Genomic DNA, 20024 nt, shown 5'->3' with positions numbered 1-20024 from the left:
ACGTCAGACCTTGCGCCAGCGGGCCAGGGCGAAGGAGAAGACGCCGAACAGCGCCAGGCCGATGGCGACGAGCACCAGCAGCCAGGGGCCGAGCGGGGAGTCCGCGAAGGAGCGCAGGGTGTCGTCCATGCCCTTCGCCTTGTCGGGTTCGTAGTCGACGGCGGCACGGATGGCGAAGGCGCCCGCCGCGGCGAAGACCGCGCCGCGCGCCGCGCCGCCCGCGACCCCGGTGATGTCGGTCAGCCGCCGCGCCCAAGGCGCCATCTCACCGGTCTTCAGCTTCTTGCGGTACTTCCGCATGACCGCGCGGACGCCGATCCAGACACCGGCGATGACGATGCCGATCGCGGCCGCGCCCACGATCCAACGGCCGCCCGGCAGGTCCAGCGCCTTGGCTGTGACGTCCCGGGACTGCTCGTCGCTCGATCCGCCGCCGCCCGAACCCGCCGCGAACGACAGCACGGAGTACGCGACGAACGAATAGAAGACGAAGCGGCCCGCAGCGGCAAGACGCTTGGTCGCCTTGCCGCCGTCGGCCCCGGCGGCGCCGAACAGGGCCTCGGACAGCCGCCACAGCGCCATCCCGACGAGGCCTATGCCCAGCGCCCACAGCAGCACGGACCCGAACGGCTGGTCCGCGAGAACCTCCAGGGCACCGCCCCGGTCGGCCTGCTGCCCTCCGTCACCGAAGGCGATCCGCAGGGCGAGCAGACCGACGAGCAGATAGATGACACCGCGCGCGGTCAGCCCCGCCCGTGCCGCGCCCTCTCGCAGCGTCCCGTGCGCCGCGCGCCGTCCGGCGCCGGCAACGGCAGTGGAGTTCATCCTGGCCTCCCGCCAAGCTCTACGACCTGAGCCCTCCGGATGCCCCCGCGTGCCGGTGCCACGCCTTTGTGTGCGCAGATACTCCTGGACGTCGAAGATCACGATGCGCGGACGATCAGTACCGTCGTGAGGTCGCCGAGGTCGTACCTGCGGGCGGCTGGGGCACCAGCAACTGGACAGCCGTCGGCGTACAGGGAGGGTGCCCGCCATGGGAACCGTCGTCCACGTCCCCCAGACCCGGGACATGATCGGGGAGGAACTCTCCGGAGACGAGGCCTTCACCGCCTTGCGCCACTACGGCGGGACAAGGCTGCTGGCCGACTCCGTCACCCGGTTCCGGTACGCCGACGGGTTCACCAACGCCCGCGCCCTCGCCTTCCAGGTGGTGGTCGGGCTGGTTCCGTGCACGGTCGCCCTGGTCGGTCTGGCCACCTCCGTGCACACCGAGGGCGTCGCCAGGGTCATCGAACTCACCCTCGGGCGGATCGTTCCTGGCGCGAGCGCCGACGTCGTCGAGGACGCCTTCGACGGCACCCGACGCACCGCTCACGGCGACGTGTGGAGCACCCTCGCCCTCTGGCTGGGCCTCGGCTTCGCCCTGCTGAACCTCGCCTCCGCCATGGGGCAGATAGAGCGCGGCGCGAACCGTATCTACGGCATCGAGCGTGACCGTCCCTTCCCCCGCAAGTACGCCCGGGCGCTCGTCCTGGCCGTGGCCGCCGGACTGCCCCTGGTGCTCGGCTTCGTCGTCCTCGTCGCCGGTGAGGCGGTCGGTGACGCGGTGGCGAGGGTCGCCGGGGACCAGGACGGCGGGCCGCGCTGGTGGGGCGTGCTCGACATCCCGGTGGGGCTCGCGCTCGCCTGGGTGGCCTCGGCGGTGATCTTCCGCTGGTCGCCGCGCCGCGACCAGCCGGGGTACACCTGGCTGGCCTTCGGCTCCGCCGTCCACCTGCTGCTGTGGGTGGCGGCCACCTGGCTCCTCGCCCTGTACGTCGAGGAGAGCGGGGCGTTCGGCGCCGTGTACGGGCCGCTCACCGCGTTCGTCGCCCTGCTGCTCTGGGCCAATCTCACCGCCGTGGCGCTCTTCCTCGGCATCGCCTTCGCCGCGCAGCTGGAGGCGGCCCGCGCCGGAATCGCCTCACCGGTCCACCCCGACCCGGGTCCAGGTCCCTGACGGGGTACCTGGCCCGGTGGCATCCCCACGGGGCTCAGCGATAGTCGGGGTTCGGTGCGTCCAGGCGGCACCCGGCGTCCCACTCGGAGCGCTGGTTCCCGTGGGCCGGGACCCCGCCGGAACGCTTGAGAAGGGCCGCGAGGTGCATGAGGTTCCAGGTCATGAAGGCGGTGTTGCGATTGGTGAAGTCGTTCTCCGGGCCGCCCGAGCCGGGGTCGAGGTACGAGGGTCCGGGGCCTGCCGGGCCGATCCAGCCCGCGTCGGCCTGGGGCGGGATCGTGTAGCCGAGGTGCTGGAGGCTGTAGAGGACGTTCATCGCGCAGTGCTTGACGCCGTCCTCGTTGCCGGTGATGAGACAGCCTCCGACCCGGCCGTAGTAGGCGTACTGGCCCTGCGTGTTGAGCAGCGCGGAGCAGGCGTAGAGCCGCTCGATCACCCTCTTGGTCACCGAGCTGTTGTCACCGAGCCAGATCGGTCCGGCGATGACGAGGATGTCGGCGGCCATGACCCGCTCGTACAGCGCGGGCCACGCGTCCGCCGTGAAGCCGTGCTCGGTCATGTCCGGGTACACGCCGGGGGCGATGTCGTGGTCGACGGCGCGGATCTCGGAGGTGGTGACCCCGTGATCCGTCATGATCGCCGCGCTCTTGTCGATGAGTCCCTGGGTGTGGCTGAGCTGCGGGGACGGCTTGAGGGTGCAGTTGACGAAGAGGGCGGTGAGGTCGTCGAAGCGGAAGGAAGCGGGCGAACCGGTGTTCTCCATGACGAAAAGCGTCTCGCGTTCTTCCCGTTCCGTCCCCGTGCGGCGCGGCGGTGACGTCTTACGGAGTGATGACGTGGCGGTCCGGTGACCGGATCCGGCATCGCGCCGGATCTAGCGTGGCCGTATGCGAGTACTGGTCACCGGCGGTGCCGGGTTCATCGGGTCCCATGTCGTCGAAGCGCTCACCGCCCACGGGCACGAGCCGGTCGTGTACGACGTCCGGTCGGATCCCGGCGACGACGTACGGGACCCGGTGGCGGTCGCCCGGGCGCTGGACGGCGTCGACGCGGTCTGTCATCAGGCGGCGATGGTGGGGCTCGGCAACGGGGTCGCCGACGCGGCGGAGTACGTCTCCCACAACGACGGCGGCACCGCCGTCCTGGTCGCCGCGATGGCGGAGGCGGGCGTGCGGCGCCTGGTGCTGGCCGGGTCGATGGTGGTGTACGGGGAGGGGCGGTACGCGTGCCCGGTGCACGGGGTGGTGCGTCCGGGGCCCCGGGCCGCCGCCGATCTCGACGCGGGCCGGTTCGAGCCGCTGTGCCCGTCGTGCGGGGCGGAGCTCGCTCCCGGTCTGGTCGCCGAGGACGCCCCCGTCGATCCGCGCAACGTGTACGCCACGACCAAGCTCGCGCAGGAGCACCTCGCGGCGGCCTGGGCCAGGGTGACGGGCGGGGCGGCGGTGTCGCTGCGCTACCACAACGTGTACGGGCCGCGGATGCCGCGCGACACCCCGTACGCGGGTGTCGCGTCCTTCTTCCGCTCCTCGCTCGCCCGGGGCGAGGCCCCGCGGGTCTTCGAGGACGGGCGGCAGCGGCGGGACTTCGTGCACGTGCGGGACGTGGCCGACGCCAATGCGGCGGCGCTGGAGGCCGAGGCACCGGCGGGCGTGATGACGGCGTACAACACCGGCAGCGGTGAGCCGCACACCGTCGGCGAGATGGCGCGGGCCCTGGCCTCGGCGTCCGGCGGTCCCGAGCCCGTCGTCACCGGGGAGTACCGGCTGGGCGACGTCCGGCACGTCACCGCGGACTCGGCGCGGCTGCGGGCCGAGCTGGGCTGGAAACCGCGGGTCGGCTTCGAGGAGGGCATGACCGAGTTCGCGCGGGCCGGGATGCGCGGGGCCTAGGCGGCGCGCGTCCCGGGTACGGTGCGGAACTCTCGCGGCACCCCCAGGACCGGTGGTGCTGCCCGTGTCAGGAAGCGGTGGCGGGCAGCACCACCTCGAAGCGGCAGCCGCCCGGGATGTTGTGCACGGCGGCCCGCCCGTGGTGGGCCTCCACGATCCCGCGGACGATGGCCAGCCCCAGGCCCGCGCCGGCCGGGGGCGTCCGGGCGTGCGTGCCGCGCCAGCCGGTGTCGAAGACGCGGGGCAGGTCCTCCTCGGGGATGCCGCCGCAGCCGTCGGTCACCGACACCACCACGCCCTCCGGGGAGCGTTCGGCGGCGACGGCGACCGTGCCGTCGGCCGGGGTCCGGCGGATCGCGTTGACCAGGAGGTTGCCGAGGACGCGGCTCATCTCCTTGCCGTCGACCTCGACGGGGATCGCCGCGACCCGGTCGCCGACCAGCCGGACGCCGTGCTCACGGGCGAGGGGGTCGGCGCCCGCCAGGGCGTCGCCGATCAGGTCGTACAGCGAGATACGGGCGTACGACAGGGGCAGGGTGCCGGCGTGGATGCGGGAGAGCTCGAAGAGGTCGCCGACCATGTCGTTGAGGCGTTCGACCTCGGCGCGGATCTGCTTCAGGTAGCGGGCGGGGTCGGTGGCGACGCCGTCCTCCAGCGCCTCGGACATGGCGCGCAGGCCGGCCAGCGGGGTGCGCAGGTCGTGGGAGATCCAGGCGACCAGTTCGCGCCGTGAGGTCTCCAACGCGCGTTCACGGTCGCGGGATTCGGCGAGCTTGGCGCTGATGGCGGCCAACTCCTCGGCGAGCGACCTCAGTTCGGCGGTCGCGGGCCCTCCGGGGGCCTCGAACGCCCCGCCGTCGCCGAACGTGCGGGCCGCGACGGCGAGTTCACGGCTGCGGGCGACCACCCAGCGGCCCAGTATCAGCGCCGTGGCCAGGGAGACCACGGCCGCCATCGCGACGACCGTCGTCACGACGCTGAGGTCATGGCCGGACAGGAACATCGCCTGGGCCACGGCCAGCGTGCCGGCCAGCATCGCGGTGACGGCGACCGCGGCCACCACCGTCAGCGACACGGTGAGCGACCGGCGGCGCAGCAGCCGCAGGACACCGGCGCCGAGGAGGCCGGCCGTGGCCGCGCCGAGGAAGGCGAACAGGGCGATGAGCAGGGTGTCCTTCATGTCTCACTCGCCTCCCGGCTCGAAGCGGTAGCCCACGCCCCACACCGTCTGGATGAGCAGCGGCCGGGCCGGGTCGTCCTCGACCTTGCCGCGCAGGCGGCGGATGTGGACGGTGACGGTGGACAGGTCCCCGAAGTCCCAGCCCCACACCTCCCGCATCAGGTCCTCGCGCCCGTACGCCCGTCCGGGGTGGCGCAGGAAGAACGCCAGCAGGTCGAACTCGCGCAGGGTGAGGGCGAGTTCGACGCCGTTCTTGGTGGCCCTGCGGGCGGTGGGGTCAAGGCTCAGACCGGCGGCGCCGAGCATCCGGGCACCGGCGGCGGGCCGGGTGCGGCGCAGCACCGACTCGACGCGCAGGACGAGTTCGCGAGGGCTGAAGGGCTTGGTGACGTAGTCGTCGGCACCGACCTCCAGGCCGAGGATGCGGTCGTCCTCGTCGCCGCGCGCGGTGAGCATGATGACCGGCACGGGTCCGTCCGCGCGCATCCGGCGGCACACCTCCAGGCCGTCCATGCCGGGCAGCATGAGGTCCAGCACCACCAGGTCGGGGCGGTGGGCGGCGGCCCGGGTCAGGGCCGTGGGGCCGTCGTCGGCCCGGTCGACGGTGTAGCCGGCCCGGTCCAGGTATCCGGCGACGACCTCCGCGACGGTGGGGTCGTCGTCGACGACCAGGACCCGGCCGGTCCGCGCTGTGGCCTCGTGCGACTGCTGCATGCCCCCAGCCTCGCACTCCGCGGGCGGGCCCCGGTCCGCCCGCCTGGCGACGTCCGCGTTTCGTAAGGAGCCGGAGCCCGAAATGTCCCGCTCGCGTTCGTAGGGTGAAGGCCGTGACCACCGACACATACGCAGCAGTGGACGTCGTTCTTCCCTGTCTGGACGAGGCCGAGGCGCTGCCCTGGGTCCTGGCCCGGATCCCGGCGGGCTGGCGCGCCCTCGTCGTCGACAACGGATCCACCGACGGCTCCGCGGACATCGCCCGCGCGCTCGGCGCGACCGTCGTGCACGAGCCCCGCAAGGGGTTCGGCGCGGCCTGTCACGCCGGACTGACCGCGGCCACCGCCGACATCGTCTGCTTCTGCGACTGCGACGCCTCGCTCGATCCCCGCCTGCTGGAGCCGTTCGTGCGGGAGATCCGTGCGGGCGCCGCCGACCTGGTGCTCGGACGCAGACGCCCGCACGGCCGGGGCAGCTGGCCTGCCCACGCCCGCGCCGGGAATCTCGCCCTGGCCCGTCTGCTGCGCCGCCGCACCGGGCTGCGGCTGCGCGACCTGGGACCCCTGCGGGCGGCCCGCCGCGACGAACTGCTGGCCCTCGGGCTCACCGACCGGCGCAGCGGCTACCCGTTGCAGATGGTGGTCCGCGCCGCCGACGCGGGCTGGCGGATCACCGAGCACGACGTCCCCTATCTGCCCCGCACGGGTGCCTCCAAGGTGACCGGGACCTGGCGCGGCACCTGGCAGGCGGTCCGGGACATGAGCCGCGTGCTCAACGAGGGGGCGGCCCGGTGACCACGGTTCTCGTCATCGCCAAGGAGCCGCTGCCCGGCCGGGTGAAGACCCGGCTCACACCGCCGTTCACCCCGGCGGAGGCCGCCGCTCTGGCGGAGGCCTCCCTCAGCGACACCCTGTCCGCCGTGGCCGCCGCCCCGGCGACCCGCCGGGTCCTCGTGCTCGACGGCACGCCCGGACCCTGGCTGCCGCCGGGCTTCGACGTCGTACCGCAGTGCGCGGGCGGTCTCGACGAACGGCTCGCCGCCGCTTTCGGCGGGTGCGCCGGGCCTGCCCTGCTGATCGGCATGGACACCCCACAGGTCACACCGGACCTGCTCACCGTGGACTTCACCGACTGCGACGCGTACTTCGGCAGGGCCGAGGACGGCGGCTTCTGGGCCCTCGGACTGGCCGAGCCCGACCCCGGACTGCTGCTGGGCGTTCCCATGTCGACACCGTCCACCGGTGCCGTGCAGCGGGCGCGGCTCGTCGCGGCGGGACTGCGGGTGCGGGATCTGCCGGTGCTGCGGGACGTCGACACCGCCGCGGACGCCGACGCCGTCGCGGCCCTGGCACCGCACGGCCGGTTCGCGCGTCGCCTCGCGCTCGGCGCCGCGGCGGCGCACCGATGAGCACGGCCACCTGGGCCGGCGCCGACGCCTACACGACGGCCCTGCGCTCGGGTCGTGGACCGCTGTTCCTGCGCCGGGCCGACGGCTGGCTGCTGCCGCTGGAGGTGGAGCGCTGGTGCGCCGGCGCCGACCGGGTCGACCGGGACGTCCTGCACCGCTGCGAGGGCACCGTCCTGGACGTCGGCTGCGGCCCCGGACGGCTGGTGGCCGAACTCGCCGCCCAAGGCCGTGCCGTCCTCGGGATCGACGTCAGCGAGACGGCCGTCGACCGGACGGTGCGGCTCGGGGGCCCGGCTCTCCGGCGGTCGGTCTTCGATCCGCTGCCCGGCGAGGGTCGCTGGGGCACCGTGCTGCTCATGGACGGCAACGTGGGCATCGGCGGCGATCCCGGCGCGCTGCTGGCACGGGCGGAGCGGCTGCTCGCCCCGGGCGGGCTGCTGATCGCCGAGACTCTGCCGGGGGACGTCGACGAACGCGTCGAGGTGCAGGTCGTCGACCTGACCCTCACGCCCGGGGGTGTCTTCCCCTGGGCCCGGCTCGGCACGTCCGCGCTGCTGCGGCTCGCCCGCCGGGCCGGGTGGGGTGCCGTGGATCAGTGGACGGCCGGCGGGCGCCTCTTCGTCGCCCTGCGCAGCCGTACCGCGAGCAGCAGTGCCGAGGCGCCGAAGAGCACCGCGGTGATCAGCAGCCAGTGGGCGAGGAACCCGTCCGGGGACCGTCCGGTGGCCAGGCGGTAGCGCCGGTCGACCATCCCGCCGATCAGCGGGAACCACACCAGCAGCAGCAACGCCGACAGGGCGGCCGGGACGCGGACGTACGGTGTCCACTCCCGGCGCCCCGCCGCGCCCAGTCCTCCCACGAGCGCCCGGTCCAGGGCCGCGTACAGGGGCAGGAGGACCAGGTCGTGCAGCAGCGCGGCGCCCACGAACCACAGGGCCACGCCGAACCAGTCGTCGGCGAGCAGCCGTACGCCCGCGTAGGCGGCGAGCGCGAACGAGGCGGCGAGCAGCAGCAGTTGGACGGGGTTGCCGACAGGGATCCTCGCGCGCATCACAGGTCTCCGAAGGTCAGGCGGGCCACCCACTTGGTGTTCAGCACGCCGGGCGCGGCCGGCACGATGATCCGCGCCGGGTAGCCGTGGTCGGGGGAGAGTTCCTCACCGTTGACGTACAGGGCGAGCAGGGAGCGCGGGTCGGCGACCTGGTTGGCGCGCAGGGCCGCCCGGCGGAAGGAGCCGTGTCGCTGGAGCGACTCGACGAACACGTCCGGCGGGTCCCCCTCGTGACCGACCCGTGCGGCCAGGTCGCGGAGCCGCACCCCCCGCCACCACTGGTCGGAGGTGGACCAGCCCTCCACGCAGGCGATGGGCAACGACGAGCTGTGCAGGGGCAGTCGGAGGAGGTCGGCGCGGCTCAGACGGATCGTTCCGGTCCGGCCGACGACGACGAGCCGCCAGGCGTCCTCGCCGGTCTCCGCCGCGTCGATCCCGGCGAGGGCCGCGGTCTTGTTGATCTGGAAGGCGTTCGGGCCGGAGCCGGGCTCGCCGCCGCCGTGCGGGGCCAGCAGCGCCGTGCGCCGGAGCGGGCCGTCGAAGCCCTGTCCGGCCGTCGTCGCGAACAGCAGCAGCGAGCCGCCCCCGACGAATCCGAGGGCACCGCGCCGGGAGACCGTGGGCGGGTCCGGCCGCGGAGCGGTCAACTCATCCGGCTCCCGGCCGAGTCGGCGCACATTGCGGAGGGCTGCGGGCGTCTTCAGCACGGCGTGCGCCACGAACGCGGCGATGAACACCCAGGCGCCGTAGAAGTGCAGGCGGTAGAAGGAGCCGGGGAAGAGGTAGTCGAGCTGGACGTTGAGGACACCCGTCACGAACTCGAAGAGGGCGCCGCCCACCAGGAGGAGCAGCGAGAGGCGTTCCAGGGCGTGCGTGAGCGAGCGGGCCGGGGGCAGCGCGAACAGCCGGGGGATCACCGACCACAGCTTGGCCAGGAGCACCGGGACGAGGGTGATGCCGAGGGTCACGTGCACGCCCTGGGTGAGCCGGTACAGCCAGTGCGGGTCCGTGGGCCAGGCGAACAGGTAGAAGCCGAGGAGGCCCTTGTCCGGGGTCTTGTCGTTCACCGGTGACAGATCCGGGTTGTAGGCGGCGTACGAGAGGAGCCCCGTCACGAACAGCACGGTGACACCGGCGAGCAGGACGAGTCCCAGGACGGAGGTGAACCAGGCGCCGCGCAGCGGACTGCGCCAGAAACCCGGCGAGGAAGGAGACCGACTCATGTCCCGACCGTAGGACCGGCACACCCCGGGAAAGGGTCCACGACCCATGACGAAACGCTGACGTCCGGCCCGGTCTGGGCCGTCCGGCCCGTCGCCCGGCCTAGCGTGCGGATGTGAACCGCCCCCTGCTCCGCGACCTGTGGACCGCACTGGCCGCCGTCGCCCTCGTCGTCGCCGCCGTGCTGATCGGCCGTCCGCTCCAGGACCGGCTGCTCGTCGGCTGGCCCCCGCTCCTGGCCGTCTGGGATCCGCACGTCGGTCCCGGCACCCCGGCGGCCGTCCTCGTCGCGGCGGCCGTCGTGGCGTACGGCCCCGCGCTCGCCGACCGGCTGTCCTGGCGGGCGCTGCTGGCCACGGCCTGGGGCGCGTCGACGGCGTGGATCCTCTCCCTGGCCTTGGTCGACGGCTGGCACCGGGGTGTCGCGGAGCAGCTCACCACCCGCAACGAGTACCTCCGGGTCGTCGGCCGCTTCGACGACATCCCCGCCGCACTGCGGTACTTCACCCAGCACATCCTCATCGACTCCCCGGACAACTGGCCCGCCCATGTGGCCGGTCATCCCCCGGCGGCCACGCTCGTCTTCGTCCTGCTCGACCGGATCGGCCTGCGGGGCGGCGGCTGGGCCGGCCTGTGGTGCATCGTCATCGGCGCCACGGCGTGCCTGGCCGTGCTGACCGCGGTGCGGGCCCTCGCCGGGGCGCGGCTCGCCGGACGGGCGGCGCCCTTCCTCGTGCTGGCCCCGGCGGCCGTGTGGATGGGCACGTCGGCGGACGCCTGCTTCGCGGCGGTGGCCTCCTGGTCCGTGGCCCTGGCGGCGCTCGCGGTCACCCGCCGCTCGGTGGGCTGGGCGGCCGGGGCGGGACTGCTGTTCGGCCTCACCTGCTATCTGTCGTACGGCCTGACGCTCTTCGCCGTCATCGGGGCGGCGGTGGTGTGGCTGGGCCGGCGGCGCGTACGCGAACGGCCCGTCGCACTGGTCGCCTGGTTCCTGGCCGGGCTGGCCGTGGTGCCGGCCGCCTTCACGCTCGCCGGCTTCGACTGGTGGGAGGCGTACCGCCTCCTCGTCACGCGCTACCACCAGGGCGCGGGCGGCGTACGCCCTTACGGCTACTGGGTGTGGGCCAATCTCGCGTGCACGGTCCTGATCACGGGACTGGCGACGGTGGCGGGGCTGCGGCGCACGGGTGCCGTGCTGATCCGGCGCCGTGCCGAGCCCTCCGGCCGTGTCGCTCTCGCCCTCCTCGTGTCCGCCGCTCTCCTCGCGCTCCTGACCGCCGACCTCTCCGGCATGAGCAAGGCCGAGACCGAGCGCATCTGGCTCCCGTTCGCGATGTGGCTGCTGCCCGCCTGCGCGTTCCTCACCCGCCCGCGCGCCTGGCTCACGGCACAAGCCGTACTGGCCCTGCTCATCAACCACCTGCTTCTCACGGGCTGGTGACTACAAGGGCGTCTCAACTCCTGCTCGCGACGCATTGGTTGGACATTGCCTGCGCCTGATCAGATCTTTGCCGCGCGGGTTCCACTGTTCGTCCGGGCTTCACGAAGTACCGGCCTGGGGCTTCTAGGGTTGCGGCGCCGCCAACCCCCCACACGTGCCCGCCCCTTCTGTCCGGAGGACAGTCATGACCGCCGTCAAGGCCTCCCAGCGCACCAGGCACCCCCTCACCGCACTCGCCGGGGCCCTCGCCCTCACCGCCACCTCGATCGGCGTGTGGATCGTGACCACCCCCACCGCCCAGGCCGCCGCGCTCCCCACCCCCGATCACGTGGTGGTCGTGGTCATGGAGAACCACGCCTACGCGCAGGTGATCGGCAGCTCCAGCGCCCCGTACCTCAACAACACCCTCAAGGCGGGTGGCGCGAACCTCACGCAGTCCTACGGACTCACCCACCCCAGTGAGCCGAACTACTACATGCTCTTCTCCGGCTCCAACCAGGGCCGCACGGACGACAGTTGTGTGTCGGTCGGGTCCCTGTCCGCGGCGAACCTGGCCTCGGAGCTGATCGCCGCGGGCAAGACCTGGAAGAGCTACAACGAGTCGCTGCCCAGCCAGGGTTCGACGACGTGCGGCAGCGGCGACTACGCGCAGAAGCACAACCCGTGGTTCGGCTTCTCCAACGTGCCGACGAACACCGCGATGACCTTCGCCCAGTTCCCGGCCGACTACACGACCCTGCCGAAGGTCTCCTTCGTCATCCCGGACCTGTGCGGCGACATGCACGACTGCTCGGTCTCCACGGGTGACACCTGGATCAAGAACAACCTCGGGGCGTACGCCACCTGGGCCCGGACGCACAACAGCATCCTCGCCGTCACCTTCGACGAGGACAACAAGCTCTCCGGCAACCGCATCCCCACCCTCTTCTACGGGGAGCACGTCACCGCCGGAAGCTCCAGCGCCACCACCTACAACCACTACAACGTCCTGCGCACGCTGGAGGACCTGGCCGGTCTGAGCGCCCACGCGGGGAACGCCGCCTCGGCGTCGGACATCACCGGCATCTGGAACTGACGCCCGTGTATCTCGCGGACTCCCGCGGCACCGAGGCCGCCGCCGAGCCGGACACCCGTCCGGCGCGGCGGCGGGCCACCGTGCCCGGCACCGTGCTGGCCCTCGGCGCGGTCAGCCTGATCACCGACGTCTCCTCCGAGATGGTCACGGCCGTCCTGCCGCTCTACGTCGTCGCGGGCCTGGGTCTGTCGCCGCTGGGCTTCGGTCTCCTCGACGGCATCAACAACGGTGTGGGGGCGTTGGTCAGGCTGGCCGGCGGCCATCTCGCCGACCGCGGCGGACGCCGCCACAAGGTCGTGGCGGGCCTGGGCTACGGCCTGTCGGCGCTGTGCAAGCCCCTGTTGCCGCTCGCCCACACCCTCCCCGTCATCAGCGCCGTCCTCGCGGCCGACCGCACCGGCAAAGGGCTGCGCACCGCCCCGCGGGACGCGATGATCTCGCTGGCCACCGAACCCGCCCACCGGGGAAGGGCGTTCGGGGTGCACCGCGCCATGGACACCACCGGCGCACTGCTCGGTCCGCTGGTCGCCTTCGCCGTGCTGCGGGCCACCGTGGACGGCTACGACGCGGTCTTCGAGGTCAGCGCGTGCGTCGCGGTGCTCGGGGTTCTGGTGCTGGTGCTCTTCGTGCCCGCCCGGATCACCGCCGCCGGTGTCACGCCTGCGCCCGGGCCGACCCGGCCGACGCTCCGCGCCTCCCTCGGGCTGCTGCGCCGCCCGGAGCTGCGCCGGCTGACGGTGTGCGCGGCCCTGCTCGGGCTCACCACCGTCAGCGACTCCTTCCTCTATCTCCTGGTGCAGCGCGAAGGGGACCTGGCCGCCGACCTGTTCCCGCTGCTGCCCCTGGGCACCGCCGCCGTGTTCCTGCTGCTCGCCGTCCCGCTCGGCGCCCTCGCCGACCGGGTCAGCCGCCGTCGGCTCTTCCTGGCCGGTCACGGCGTCCTGCTCCTCGGCTACGGCCTGGTCCTCTCCCCCTGGCACGGTGTCCCTGCCGTGGCCGCCGTCCTGGTCCTGCACGGCACCTTCTACGCGGCCACGGACGGAGTCCTCGCCGCCGCGACCGCCGGCGCCGTCCCGGCACAGCACCAGGGCGCCGGGCAGGCGTTGGTGGGCACCGGTCAGGCCCTGGCCCGGTTCGCCTGCTCGCTCGCCTTCGGCGCGGCCTGGAGTCTGTGGGGCGGGCGCACCGCGCTGGCCGTCACCGCGGTCGCCCTTGCCGTCAGCGCGCTCGTGGCCGCCTACGTCCTTCGCTCCGCCGACGAACCGTCCCCCGCCGAGGTGTCCGTATGACCAGAACCACCCGTCTGGTGATCCTGCTGGCCGCCCTCCTGCTGCTGGCCGGTGCCGGCACCGGGGCCGTCCTGCATGCCGCCCACCGTGCGGACCGGCGCGACGAGCAGCAGGCGAACGGTCCGGCCGTGCGAGCCGGCACGGTCTCCCTCCGGCCGGACGGCGCACGGCAGTTGCTGGTCCGCAACCTGGCCTGGGGCCCGCACCGTGACGAGCTGACCGCCGTGCCCGCCGACGATCCGCAGGGCCCGCGTACCGCCTCGGGCGTCACGTGCCTGCGCTTCCACGCGGCAGCCGGCACCGGCATCTGCCTGCAAGCGGTGCACGGCACACTGCGGGACACCTACCGGGCCGTGGTCCTCGACGCGCACCTGCGCGAGCGGCACCGCTTCCCGGCCGCGGGCATCCCCACCCGGGCCCGCGTGTCGCCCTCGGGGCACATGGCGGCCTGGACGGTCTTCGTCAGCGGGGACTCCTACGCGGGCACCGACTTCTCCACCCGCACGGCCATCGTCGACACCCGCACCTGGACGATCGACGACAACCTGGAAACGTTCCACGTCGTCAAAGACGGTCGGACCTACCGCGCCGCGGACATCAACATCTGGGGCGTCACCTTCGCCGACGACAACCGCTTCTACGCCACCCTGGCGACCGGCGGCAAGACCTACCTCGTACGAGGCGACTTGGAGGCACGCACCCTCACCACCCTGCACCGCAACGTCGAATGCCCCTCCCTCTCCCCCGACGGCACCCGCGTCGCGTACAAGAAGCGTGTCGAAGGGGCCTCACCCGACGCGCCCTGGCGGCTGTACGTCCTCGATCTGCGCACCATGAAGGAGTCCGCGACCGCCGAGGGACGCGACCTCGACGACCAGGCTCTGTGGTCCGACGACTCCACCCTCGTCTACGCGCTCCCCGGCGACTACGGCTCGGACCTGTGGACCGTCCCCGCCGACGGCACCGGCACGGCCCACCGACTCATGGCCTCGGCTGTCGCACCTGCGTACCTGGGCTGACATCCCAGGGCCACAAGGCCGACACCGAGCCGCTCAGGCCCACTTGGTCTCCCGGTCGGCTGACCCACGCCGTCGGCGTCGCCCGTGAGCCGTTCAGTCGGAGAGCAGCGCCGAAAGCTGCGGCGAGTACGTCGAGTGCAGTACGAGGGCGGCGGCGCCGATCACGGCGGCGGAGGCTCCTAGGGGTGACGCCTTCGCCTCCACGACCCGGATGCTGCGGGAGAGCGGCCTGCTCTTGAGCGCCGCGGAGACGACGTCGACGTAGCGCGACTCCACGTGCTCGATGCCGTGTCCGCCGAGGACGATGAGGTCCACGTCGATGAAGTTGACCACGCTGACGGCGATGGTGGCGACGTGTTCCGCGGCCTCGTCGATCACGGCGGCGGCGACGGGGTCGTCCGCCGCCGCGGCGAGCAGGACGGCGGGGTGGTCGACGGAGGCGGGGTCCCGGTCGAACGCTTGCGACAGGGAACTGCCTTCTTCCGGACGGGAGGTGAGTCTTCGGTGCACCTCGGCGACGAGGGCGGAGGGGTTGGTGAGGCTTTCCAGGCAGCCTCGGTTGCCGCAGTAGCAGTCGGGCCCTTCGGGCAGTACGGTCGAGTGGCCGAACTCTCCCGCGTTCAGTGAACCGCCCCTGAAGACTTGGTGGTTGAGGATGAGGCCGCCGCCCACACCGGTACCGAAGAAGAGGTACGCGAAGTTGGCCACGCCCCGGCCGACGCCGGACCAGCGTTCACCGACGGCGGCGGCCGTGGCGTCGTTGTCCAGGGTCACCGGAAGTCCGGTGGCATCGCTGAGCAGGCTTTGCAGGGGTACACGGGTCCAGTGGGCGAGCTGTGGAGGGGCGACGATCATGCCCTGCTCCTGGTCGATCGGTCCCGGGGTGGCGAGGCCGAGGCCGAGCACCTTGTCGCGCGGGACGTCGGCCTCGTCGAGTACTTCGGCGACCAACTCGGTCATGGCCGCGACCACTTGGGCCGGGTCGACGCCGGGCGGGGTCGGGCGCTTCTTGACCAGGAGCGGACGTCCGAGCAGGTCGACCGCGCAGCAGGTCAGTTCGATCGGGTCGAAGTGCAGTCCCAGGGCGCTGCCGGCGTCGGCGTTGAGCCGCAGGGTGGTGCGGGGCTTGCCTCCGTTGGACACGCGGCTGGCGCCGTCCTCGCGGACGATGCCCTCGTCGAGGAGGCGGCGCACGATGGCGGAGACGGCTTGCGGGGTGAGGCCCGTCAGGTGGGCGATCTCGACACGGCTGATGCCGTCAGCGAGTTGGATCTGGTCCAGGACGACCGCCCGGTTGTACCGGCCGACCTTGGGGAGGTTGGTTCCTGCCTGGCGCACGTGCGGCCTCTCTGTCGTCCTGGACAGCCATTCTGTGTGAACCCATTGACCTAGTAAAGCAAATGGATTTACCGTCCCGGCACGCAGTCGTAGCAGTCCGAAAACGAGACACAGCAGCGCGCCAACGGAGGCAAGCCCATGTCCACCCAACCCTGCGGTCCCCAAGCCTCTGCCCAGAGCGCCCCGTGCCGCCCGCACCCCGCGGAGCCCTGCCCGTGACCGAGGCCCCGCCCCTGCTGGAGATGCGGTCGATCACGAAGACCTTCCCCGGCGTGACCGCGCTCGCCGATGTCAACCTGGCCGTCAGGGACGGCGAGATCCACGCGATCTGCGGGGAGAACGGCGCCGGCAAGTCGACGCTCATGAAGGTGCTCAGCGGAGTGCATCCGCACGGCAGCTACAGCGGTGACATCGTTTTCCGCGGTGAGCAGGTCCGGTTCGACGACATCCGCGCGAGCGAGCAGTCCGGCATCGTGATCATCCACCAGGAACTGGCTCTGGTTCCCGGCATGTCGATCACCGAGAACCTGTTCCTCGGCAACGAGCCGCGCCGGCGCGGCGGCATCGACTGGAAGCTCGCCCAACGCCGGGCCCTGGAGCTGATGAAGGAGGTCGGGCTCCAGGAGGATCCGGACACCCTCATCAAGGACATAGGTGTCGGCAAGCAGCAACTCGTGGAGATCGCGAAGGCGTTCGCGAAGGACGTGAAGCTGCTCATCCTCGACGAGCCGACCGCGGCCCTCAACGAGGACGACTCCCGCCATCTGCTCGATCTGCTGCGGGGTTTCCAGGAACGCGGCATCACCTCGATCATCATCTCGCACAAGCTGAACGAGATCGAGGCGATCGCGGACTCCATCACCATCCTGCGCGACGGGCGCACGATCGAGAGCCTCGACGTCAAGGCGGACGGGGTCAACGAGGACCGCATCGTGCGCGGCATGGTCGGCCGTGAGCTCAGCAGCCGTTTCCCCGACCACGTGCCCGACATCGGGGACGTGTTCTTCGAGGTCCGCGACTGGACCGTGCACCATCCCAGCTCCTCCGAGCGGCTGGTGTGCAAGGGCTCGTCGTTCACCGTCCGCCGCGGTGAGATCGTCGGCTTCGCCGGCCTCATGGGCGCGGGCCGCACAGAGCTGGCGATGAGCCTGTTCGGGCGCTCCTACGGCGTCTACATGTCCGGTCAGGTGTTCAAGGACGGCGAGGAGATCCAGCTCAAGTCGGTGTCGGCCGCCATCCGGCAGGGCCTCGCGTACGTCAGTGAGGACCGCAAGTCGATCGGGCTGAACCTGCTCGACGACATCAAGACCTCCATGGTCGCCGCCAAGTTGATGAAGATCGCCAGGCGCGGGGTCGTGGATCCGGTGAGCGAGCACCGTGTCGCCGAGGAGTACCGCGAGAGCCTCAGGATCAAGACTCCCAGCGTCGACGAGGGTGTCATGACGCTGTCCGGCGGCAACCAGCAGAAGGTCGTGCTGGCGAAGTGGATGTTCACCGACCCCGATCTGCTCATCCTCGACGAGCCGACCCGCGGCATCGACGTGGGCGCCAAGTACGAGATCTACGGGATCATCCAGCGGCTCGTCGGCCAGGGGAAGGGCGTCATCGTCATCTCCTCCGAACTGCCGGAGCTGATCGGCCTGTGCGACCGCATCTACACGGTGTTCGAAGGAACGATCACCGGTGAAGTGGCCCGCGGTGACGCCGACCCGGAACTCCTCATGAAGCAGATGACCGCCGAGAAGAAGAGCCCGACCTCATGAGCCGTAAGAACGATCTGCAGAAGAATCTCTTCGGAGGCACCACCTCCAACGCCCGCCAGTTCGGCATGATCTTCACGCTGGTGGCGATCGTCGCCCTGTTCCAGATCTCGACCGACGGTCTGACCCTGACCTCCGGCAATCTCATCGCGGTCGTCAGCCAGTACTCGTACATCCTGATCCTGGCCATCGGCATGCTGATGGTGATCGTCGCCGGGCACATCGACCTGTCGGTCGGCTCCGTCGCGGCCTTCACCGGCATCGTCGTCGCCAAGGCGATGCAGGAGTACTCGATCCCCTGGCCGGTCGGCGTCCTGCTCGGCCTGGTCGTCGGCGCGCTGATCGGTGCGTGGCAGGGCTTCTGGGTGGCCTACGTCGGCATACCCGCCTTCATCGTGACGCTCGCCGGGATGATGCTGTTCCGCGGCGCCAACCAGTACATCGGCAACGCCGACACGATTCCGGTGCCCTCCGGGTTCCGCGAGATCGGCGCCGGCTTCCTGCCCGAGGTGGGCCCGGACACCGGCTACAACAACCTGACGCTGCTGCTGGGCCTGGCCGGCTGCGCGGCGGTGGTGTGGCGCGAGTTCACGGCGCGCCGGACCCGCCGCGAGATGAAGGCGGACGTGGCACCGCTGTGGATCACGGCGATCCGGCTGGCCGTCATGGTGGGCGTCATCGTCTTCGCCACGCTGCGCTTCGCCGGCGGGCGGATCGGCACCAGCCTGCCGATCTCCGGCATCATCCTCATCGTCCTGGTCCTCGCCTACTCGTACTACACCCGCAACACCATCGGCGGCCGTCACATCTACGCGGTCGGCGGCAACGCACGCGCCGCCGAACTGTCCGGTGTGAAGCTCAAGCGGGTCAACTTCCTCGTCATGATGAACATGTCGGTCCTGGCCGCACTGGCAGGCATGATCTTCGTGGCGCGGTCCGCCGCCTCCGGCCCGCAGGACGGCCTGAGCTGGGAACTGGACGCCATCGCGGCCGTGTTCATCGGCGGCGCGGCCGTCTCCGGCGGCCTGGGCACCGTCAGCGGCTCCATCGTCGGCGGCCTGGTGATGGCCCTGCTCAACAACGGCCTCCAACTGGAGGGAATCGGCTCGGACATGGTCCAGATGATCAAGGGACTCGTCCTGCTCTTCGCCGTCGCCTTCGACGTCTACAACAAGAGCCAGGGCCGGTTCTCGATCATCGGTGCGCTGATGAACCCCTTCCGCCGCGACGACACCCCGGCCGCCCCCAAGGACGCCTCTCCTCCGACCGCCGACACCCCTAACGACACGGCCAAGGTCGCCGGTTGAAGCCCGCGACCCCGTGCGGCGGGCCCCGCCCGCCGCGCGCGTCCACCCTCTCCCCCGACGACCGGGCACCCGGTCCCTGACAACCGGGTGCCCGGTTGCTCGCCCCGGCACGCCCGGCCCGAGCACCCCGGCCGAAGGCGCCGCACACCACCGCCGCACTCGACGGCGGAGCACAACTCAGCCAACCAGCACCACACGAAGGGTTCGACTCCACCATGCGCTCACCTTTCATCAGAAGCATCGCCGCGGTCGGCGCCGTCGCCCTGCTCACCCTGGGCACGGCATGCTCCAACGAACGTGAGGGTTCCACCTCCAGCGACAGCGCCGACGGCAAGGGCTTCGCGAAGGACTCCCTGATCGGGGTGGCCCTGCCGGCCAAGACCTCGGAGAACTGGGTGCTCGCCGGTGACCTGTTCACCGACGGCCTCAAGGAAGCGGGCTTCAAGAGCGACGTGCAGTACGCGGGCGCCTCGACCACCGTCGCCGACCAGCAGTCGCAGATCTCCTCCATGGTCACCAAGGGCGCGAAGGTCATCGTCATCGGCGCGACCGACGCCTCCCAGCTCGCCACGCAGGTGTCCCAGGCGAAGGAGGCCGGTGCCACCGTCATCGCCTACGACCGTCTGATCGCCAACACCAAGGACGTCGACTACTACATCGCCTTCGACAACTTCAAGGTCGGCCAGCTCCAGGGCCAGGCCCTCGTCGACGGCATGAAGGCCAAGAAGGCCAAGGGACCGTGGACGATCGAGCTGTTCTCCGGCTCGCCGGACGACAACAACTCGAAGGTCTTCTTCGACGGCGCGATGTCGGTGCTCAAGCCCCTCATCGACAAGGGAGACATCGTTGTCGGATCCAAGCAGACCGACATCAAGCAGACGGCGACCCAGGGCTGGAAGGCCGAGAACGCGCAGTCGCGCATGGACTCGCTGCTGACCTCGGCCTACGGCGGCAAGAAGACCCTCGACGGTGTTCTGTCCCCCAACGACACCCTGGCCCGCGCGATCCTCACCTCGGTCAAGGGCGCGGGCAAGCCGGTCCCGGTCGTCACCGGCCAGGACTCCGAAGTCGAGTCGGTCAAGTCGATCATGGCCGGTGAGCAGTACTCGACGATCAACAAGGACACGCGCAAGCTGGTCGCCGAGACCATCAACATGGTCAAGGCCCTCCAGAAGGGCGACAAGCCGGAGATCAACGACACCAAGTCGTACGACAACGGCGTCAAGATCGTCCCGTCCTACCTGCTCCCGCCGGTCATCGTGACCAAGGAGAACGCGGCCGAGGCCTACGCCAACGACCCCAAGCTGTCCCCGCTCACCAAGTAGCCCACCTG

Annotated in this window: 18 protein-coding genes and 1 pseudogene; 12 read left to right on the top strand and 7 right to left on the bottom strand. The window is 71.5% G+C overall.

Going from position 1 to position 20024, the window contains the following annotated elements:
* Positions 1–3: 3 nt before the first annotated feature.
* Positions 4–825, bottom strand: coding sequence for a DUF1206 domain-containing protein (locus ACIPSE_RS11735; RefSeq protein ID WP_401660745.1), 822 nt, complete (start codon positions 823–825; stop codon positions 4–6).
* Positions 826–1033: 208 nt separating this feature from the next.
* Here ACIPSE_RS11735 and ACIPSE_RS11730 point away from each other — a divergent pair, with 208 nt between their 5' ends.
* On the top strand, positions 1034–1999 hold the full coding sequence (locus tag ACIPSE_RS11730) for a YihY/virulence factor BrkB family protein (RefSeq protein WP_401660743.1): 966 nt from the start codon (positions 1034–1036) through the stop codon (positions 1997–1999).
* 34 nt (positions 2000–2033) lie between these two features.
* Here the strand turns inward: ACIPSE_RS11730 and ACIPSE_RS11725 are convergent, their stop codons facing one another.
* Entirely contained in the window at positions 2034–2762 is a 729-nt protein-coding gene (locus ACIPSE_RS11725; protein WP_401660740.1) for a flavodoxin family protein, read from the bottom strand.
* Positions 2763–2886: 124 nt separating this feature from the next.
* On the opposite strand from ACIPSE_RS11725, the gene ACIPSE_RS11720 reads away from it, so the two are divergent.
* Positions 2887–3888 carry an NAD-dependent epimerase/dehydratase family protein gene (locus ACIPSE_RS11720; RefSeq protein ID WP_401660738.1) on the top strand — a complete coding sequence of 334 codons (1002 nt, stop codon included), beginning with the start codon at positions 2887–2889 and terminating at the stop codon, positions 3886–3888.
* A 67-nt stretch (positions 3889–3955) separates the two neighbouring features.
* On the opposite strand, the gene ACIPSE_RS11715 is transcribed toward ACIPSE_RS11720, so the two are convergent.
* Together ACIPSE_RS11715 and ACIPSE_RS11710 are read right to left on the bottom strand one after the other, a co-directional pair.
* A complete protein-coding gene (locus tag ACIPSE_RS11715; protein ID WP_401660735.1) occupies positions 3956–5068 on the bottom strand; it encodes a sensor histidine kinase in 1113 nt (370 codons plus the stop codon).
* A gap of 3 nt (positions 5069–5071) precedes the next feature.
* A complete protein-coding gene (locus ACIPSE_RS11710; protein WP_401660732.1) occupies positions 5072–5782 on the bottom strand; it encodes a response regulator transcription factor in 711 nt (236 codons plus the stop codon).
* Positions 5783–5886: 104 nt separating this feature from the next.
* On the opposite strand from ACIPSE_RS11710, the gene ACIPSE_RS11705 reads away from it, so the two are divergent.
* The 3 genes and pseudogenes from ACIPSE_RS11705 to ACIPSE_RS11695 form a co-directional block, all read left to right on the top strand.
* Positions 5887–6576, top strand: coding sequence for a glycosyltransferase family 2 protein (locus ACIPSE_RS11705; RefSeq protein WP_401660729.1), 690 nt, complete (start codon positions 5887–5889; stop codon positions 6574–6576).
* Positions 6573–7190: a DUF2064 domain-containing protein gene (locus ACIPSE_RS11700; protein WP_401660727.1), complete on the top strand. Its 618-nt coding sequence runs from the start codon at positions 6573–6575 to the stop codon at positions 7188–7190. The genes ACIPSE_RS11705 and ACIPSE_RS11700 overlap by 4 nt, the downstream gene beginning before the upstream one ends.
* Positions 7187–7711, top strand: a pseudogene (locus tag ACIPSE_RS11695) (class I SAM-dependent methyltransferase); the annotation flags it as partial. The gene ACIPSE_RS11700 and the pseudogene ACIPSE_RS11695, both read left to right, overlap by 4 nt.
* A 71-nt stretch (positions 7712–7782) precedes the next feature.
* Here ACIPSE_RS11695 and ACIPSE_RS11690 read toward each other — a convergent pair.
* Positions 7783–8241 carry a hypothetical protein gene (locus ACIPSE_RS11690; protein ID WP_401660724.1) on the bottom strand — a complete coding sequence of 153 codons (459 nt, stop codon included), beginning with the start codon at positions 8239–8241 and terminating at the stop codon, positions 7783–7785.
* Complete coding sequence (locus ACIPSE_RS11685) at positions 8241–9512, bottom strand: molybdopterin-dependent oxidoreductase (protein WP_401660722.1); 1272 nt, start codon at positions 9510–9512, stop codon at positions 8241–8243. The genes ACIPSE_RS11690 and ACIPSE_RS11685 overlap by 1 nt, the downstream gene beginning before the upstream one ends.
* Positions 9513–9577: 65 nt before the next feature.
* Here ACIPSE_RS11685 and ACIPSE_RS11680 point away from each other — a divergent pair, with 65 nt between their 5' ends.
* From ACIPSE_RS11680 to ACIPSE_RS11665, 4 genes are all read left to right on the top strand, one after another.
* The gene (locus ACIPSE_RS11680; RefSeq protein ID WP_401660720.1) at positions 9578–10903 is read left to right on the top strand and encodes a hypothetical protein; all 1326 of its coding nucleotides are present in this window, start codon (positions 9578–9580) and stop codon (positions 10901–10903) included.
* Between the two features lie 184 nt (positions 10904–11087).
* Complete coding sequence (locus tag ACIPSE_RS11675) at positions 11088–11978, top strand: alkaline phosphatase family protein (RefSeq protein ID WP_401660717.1); 891 nt, start codon at positions 11088–11090, stop codon at positions 11976–11978.
* Between the two features lie 5 nt (positions 11979–11983).
* The gene (locus tag ACIPSE_RS11670; RefSeq protein ID WP_401660714.1) at positions 11984–13267 is read left to right on the top strand and encodes an MFS transporter; all 1284 of its coding nucleotides are present in this window, start codon (positions 11984–11986) and stop codon (positions 13265–13267) included.
* Positions 13264–14286, top strand: a complete 1023-nt coding sequence (locus ACIPSE_RS11665; RefSeq protein ID WP_401660712.1) for a TolB family protein — start codon at positions 13264–13266, stop codon at positions 14284–14286. Before ACIPSE_RS11670 ends, ACIPSE_RS11665 begins: the two co-directional genes overlap by 4 nt.
* A gap of 93 nt (positions 14287–14379) precedes the next feature.
* Here ACIPSE_RS11665 and ACIPSE_RS11660 read toward each other — a convergent pair whose 3' ends face one another.
* Positions 14380–15624 carry an ROK family transcriptional regulator gene (locus tag ACIPSE_RS11660; protein ID WP_401660709.1) on the bottom strand — a complete coding sequence of 415 codons (1245 nt, stop codon included), beginning with the start codon at positions 15622–15624 and terminating at the stop codon, positions 14380–14382.
* A gap of 242 nt (positions 15625–15866) precedes the next feature.
* Here ACIPSE_RS11660 and mmsA point away from each other — a divergent pair, with 242 nt between their 5' ends.
* The 3 genes from mmsA (at position 15867) to ACIPSE_RS11645 (ending at position 20016) form a co-directional block, all read left to right on the top strand.
* The gene (mmsA, locus tag ACIPSE_RS11655) at positions 15867–17387 is read left to right on the top strand and encodes a multiple monosaccharide ABC transporter ATP-binding protein (RefSeq protein WP_401661720.1); all 1521 of its coding nucleotides are present in this window, start codon (positions 15867–15869) and stop codon (positions 17385–17387) included.
* The gene (mmsB, locus tag ACIPSE_RS11650; RefSeq protein WP_401660706.1) at positions 17384–18691 is read left to right on the top strand and encodes a multiple monosaccharide ABC transporter permease; all 1308 of its coding nucleotides are present in this window, start codon (positions 17384–17386) and stop codon (positions 18689–18691) included. Before mmsA ends, mmsB begins: the two co-directional genes overlap by 4 nt.
* A 215-nt stretch (positions 18692–18906) precedes the next feature.
* A complete protein-coding gene (locus ACIPSE_RS11645; protein ID WP_401660703.1) occupies positions 18907–20016 on the top strand; it encodes a substrate-binding domain-containing protein in 1110 nt (369 codons plus the stop codon).
* The last annotated feature ends 8 nt before the right edge of the window (positions 20017–20024 follow it).

This window comes from Streptomyces sp. NPDC090106 (assembly GCF_044747265.1).
GTDB lineage: Bacteria > Actinomycetota > Actinomycetes > Streptomycetales > Streptomycetaceae > Streptomyces.
Note: the sequence above shows the minus strand (reverse complement) of the source record. Positions and strands in the feature narration are given on the sequence as shown.

What these genes read in the sequence shown, in the direction of transcription:
- ACIPSE_RS11735 (WP_401660745.1), bottom strand. Translation starts at nt 825, where the DNA reads ATGAACTCCACTGCCGTTGCCGGCGCCGGACGGCGCGCGGCGCACGGG.
- ACIPSE_RS11730 (WP_401660743.1), top strand. Translation starts at nt 1,034, where the DNA reads ATGGGAACCGTCGTCCACGTCCCCCAGACCCGGGACATGATCGGGGAG.
- ACIPSE_RS11725 (WP_401660740.1), bottom strand. Translation starts at nt 2,762, where the DNA reads ATGGAGAACACCGGTTCGCCCGCTTCCTTCCGCTTCGACGACCTCACC.
- ACIPSE_RS11720 (WP_401660738.1), top strand. Translation starts at nt 2,887, where the DNA reads ATGCGAGTACTGGTCACCGGCGGTGCCGGGTTCATCGGGTCCCATGTC.
- ACIPSE_RS11715 (WP_401660735.1), bottom strand. Translation starts at nt 5,068, where the DNA reads ATGAAGGACACCCTGCTCATCGCCCTGTTCGCCTTCCTCGGCGCGGCC.
- ACIPSE_RS11710 (WP_401660732.1), bottom strand. Translation starts at nt 5,782, where the DNA reads ATGCAGCAGTCGCACGAGGCCACAGCGCGGACCGGCCGGGTCCTGGTC.
- ACIPSE_RS11690 (WP_401660724.1), bottom strand. Translation starts at nt 8,241, where the DNA reads ATGCGCGCGAGGATCCCTGTCGGCAACCCCGTCCAACTGCTGCTGCTC.
- ACIPSE_RS11685 (WP_401660722.1), bottom strand. Translation starts at nt 9,512, where the DNA reads ATGGGTCGTGGACCCTTTCCCGGGGTGTGCCGGTCCTACGGTCGGGAC.
- ACIPSE_RS11675 (WP_401660717.1), top strand. Translation starts at nt 11,088, where the DNA reads ATGACCGCCGTCAAGGCCTCCCAGCGCACCAGGCACCCCCTCACCGCA.
- ACIPSE_RS11665 (WP_401660712.1), top strand. Translation starts at nt 13,264, where the DNA reads ATGACCAGAACCACCCGTCTGGTGATCCTGCTGGCCGCCCTCCTGCTG.
- mmsA (WP_401661720.1), top strand. Translation starts at nt 15,867, where the DNA reads ATGCGGTCGATCACGAAGACCTTCCCCGGCGTGACCGCGCTCGCCGAT.
- mmsB (WP_401660706.1), top strand. Translation starts at nt 17,384, where the DNA reads ATGAGCCGTAAGAACGATCTGCAGAAGAATCTCTTCGGAGGCACCACC.
- ACIPSE_RS11645 (WP_401660703.1), top strand. Translation starts at nt 18,907, where the DNA reads ATGCGCTCACCTTTCATCAGAAGCATCGCCGCGGTCGGCGCCGTCGCC.